Below are 2,690 nucleotides of genomic sequence, written 5' to 3'. Positions count from 1 at the left end.
GCGTCCCACCCGGCACCGCGCCCAGGCACCGCGTTCAGGGCCGCCGCGGGGCCGGGCCGGTGGAGGCCCGGACGACCAGCTCCGGTTCGAACAGCAGCTCGCCGGGCGGGGTCGGGGCGCCGTCGATCCGGCCGACCAGCAGCGAGACCGCGGCCCGGCCGATCGCCTCGATCGGCTGGCGGACGGTGGTCAGCGGCGGCCGGGTGCAGTTGATGAAGGGCGAGTCGTCGAAGCCGATCACCGACAGGTCGCCGGGGACGTCCAGCCCGGCCCGCCGGGCCGCCCGGACGACCCCCAGGGCGAGCGGGTCGCTGGCGCAGATCACCCCGGTCACGCCGGTCTCCAGCAGGCGCCCGGCGGCCGCCTGGCCGCCCTCCAGGCCGAACATGGTGTGCGCCACCCACCCGGGGTGCGGCTCGCGGCCCCGCAGGGCGTACTGCTCGGCGAAGGCGGCCAGCTTGCGGCGGGACGGGACGTGGTCCTCGGGCCCGACCAGCAGCCCGATCCGCTCGTGCCCCAGCGCGGCCAGGTGGGCGTACGCCTGGGCCACCGCGGCCGCGTCGTCGGTGGAGACCTGCGGGAAGCCCAGCTCCTCCACCGAGGCGTTCAGCAGCACCACCGGGACGCCGCGCTCGCGCAGCTGCGCGAAGTGCTCGTGCGAGGCGTCCGCCTGGGCGCAGTGGCCGCCCGCGAAGACCACCCCGGAGACCTGCTGGTCGAGCAGCACGCCGACGTGGCTGGCCTCGCCGAGGCCCGCGGTGCGGGTGCACAGCAGCGGGATGAAGCCGCCCTGCGCGAGCGCGCCGCCGACCACCTCCGCCAGCGCCGGGAAGATCGGGTTCTGCAGCTCGGGCAGCACCAGGCCGATCAGCCGGGCGCGTTCGCCGCGCAGCCGGCTGGGCCGCTCGTAGCCGAGCACGTCCAGGGCGGTGAGGACGGCGATCCGGGTGGCGGTGCCGACGCCCGGTCTGCCGTTCAGGACCCGGCTGACCGTGGCCTCACTGACGCCGACGTGCTTCGCGACCACGGAAAGCTTGCTCTTCATGCGCAAAAGTAGAACAGAATCAAGTAAGAAGCGGCAAGCACGCCCGCAAGCGGGCTGAAGTGGCACTCCGCGCCCCAGTGGGAGGGGGTCGGGCTGTCGAGTGCCGGTCGATGCACAGTCGTAACTTTTCACTTTCTCGTCAACCTCTTGCGTAGAGCGGTTCAAGGACCTACGTTCCTCACACGTCGGCTTTCGCCCGGCCCCACCCGAAACCTCTCCCACCCATGGGGTACGCATGATGCTGAACAGATCGAGCCGGATGGCCGCCCTCGCCCTCGCCGCAGGTCTGCTGCTGAGCACCGCCGCGTGCAGCAGCGACTCCTCCGGCGGCAGCAACGACGCCGCGGCCGGCGTCGCGGACGGCAAGCCGCTCGACCCGAACGCGACCGTCACCATCTCCATCGACTGCGCACCGGGTGCGGACCAGGCGGCGGGCAAGGCCAACTACGCCGACGACCTGGCGCTCTTCAAGACCAAGTACCCGAACGTCACCATCAACGCGAAGCCCTACGTCGGCCAGTGCGAGGTCCCGGCCCAGCAGACCGCGCAGTACAAGGCGCACGACGAGACCGGCGCGTTCCACGCCTACTTCACCGACCGCGACGCCACGCTGAACTCCGGTGACGCGCAGGACATCACCAAGTACGTCAACGACGAGACGCTGCCCGGCTTCTCCTCGATGCTGCCGTCCGTCAAGGACAACATGACGGTGGACGGCAAGGTCTACGCCCTGCCGATCAACTACTACACCACCGGTCTGATCTACAACCGCGACCTGTTCAAGCAGGCCGGCCTCGACCCCGACAAGCCGCCGACCACCTGGGACGAGGTGCAGGCCGCCGCGAAGAAGATCTCCGCCCTCGGCAACGGCATCACCGGCTACCAGGACTACTCCGGCGGCAACACCGGCGGCTGGCACTTCACCTCCGAGCTCTACAGCCTCGGCGGCAAGATGGTCACCGACGACGGCAAGAAGGCCGCCTTCAACTCGCCCGAGGGCAAGCAGGTCCTCAAGCGCCTGCACGACATGCGCTTCACCGACCAGAGCATCAGCGCCACCCCGATCACCCAGTGGGCCGACGCCTTCCCGCCGCTGGCCACCGGCAAGGTCGGCATGTTCCTCGGCGCCCCCGACGTCGTCAAGCACCTGATCGAGGTGCTCGGCGCCGACCCGAAGGCGTACGGCCTCGGCCCGATGCCCGGCGCCACCGGCCCCGGCAACAGCCTCGGCGGCGGCGACCTGTACTACATCAAGAAGGGCCAGACCCCGAACCAGATCAAGGCCGAGATCGCCTGGATCAACTTCCAGTACCAGACCCCGGACGCCGGCCAGTTCAACTTCGCCCGCTCCAAGACCCTCGCGGGCAGCAGCAAGGACCCGGTCGCGATCGCCGTCCCGCAGCCGTACTTCTGGTCCGCGGACTCGCCGCAGATCAAGGCCATCACCGAGTCGCTGAAGACCAACGGCAACCTGCCGCTGTCCAACTACGACCCCTACATCAAGAACCCCACCAAGTCGATCACCGAGCCGCCGGCCGCCCAGCAGCTCTACAAGATCCTCGACACCGCGATGTCCGCCGCGCTGACCGACCCCGGCGCGAACATCGACAGCCTCCTCGCCACCGCCGAGTCCCAGGCCAACCAG

Annotated in this window: 2 protein-coding genes; one reads left to right on the top strand and one right to left on the bottom strand. The window is 70.4% G+C overall.

From position 1 onward, the window contains the following. Window positions 1–34: 34 nt before the first annotated feature. The gene (locus tag ACFUEL_RS38110; protein WP_380242565.1) at window positions 35–1,045 is read right to left on the bottom strand and encodes a LacI family DNA-binding transcriptional regulator; all 1,011 of its coding nucleotides are present in this window, start codon (window positions 1,043–1,045) and stop codon (window positions 35–37) included. 235 nt (window positions 1,046–1,280) lie between these two features. On the opposite strand from ACFUEL_RS38110, the gene ACFUEL_RS38105 reads away from it, so the two are divergent. Further along, the coding region (locus ACFUEL_RS38105; RefSeq protein ID WP_380242564.1) for an ABC transporter substrate-binding protein at window positions 1,281–2,690 on the top strand (1,410 nt) is incomplete at its 3' end.

The sequence above is a fragment of the Kitasatospora sp. NPDC057198 genome, assembly GCF_042670125.1.
Taxonomy (GTDB): domain Bacteria; phylum Actinomycetota; class Actinomycetes; order Streptomycetales; family Streptomycetaceae; genus Kitasatospora.
The sequence above is the reverse complement of the archived record's forward strand: the minus strand, read 5'-3'. Positions and strand labels throughout refer to the sequence as shown.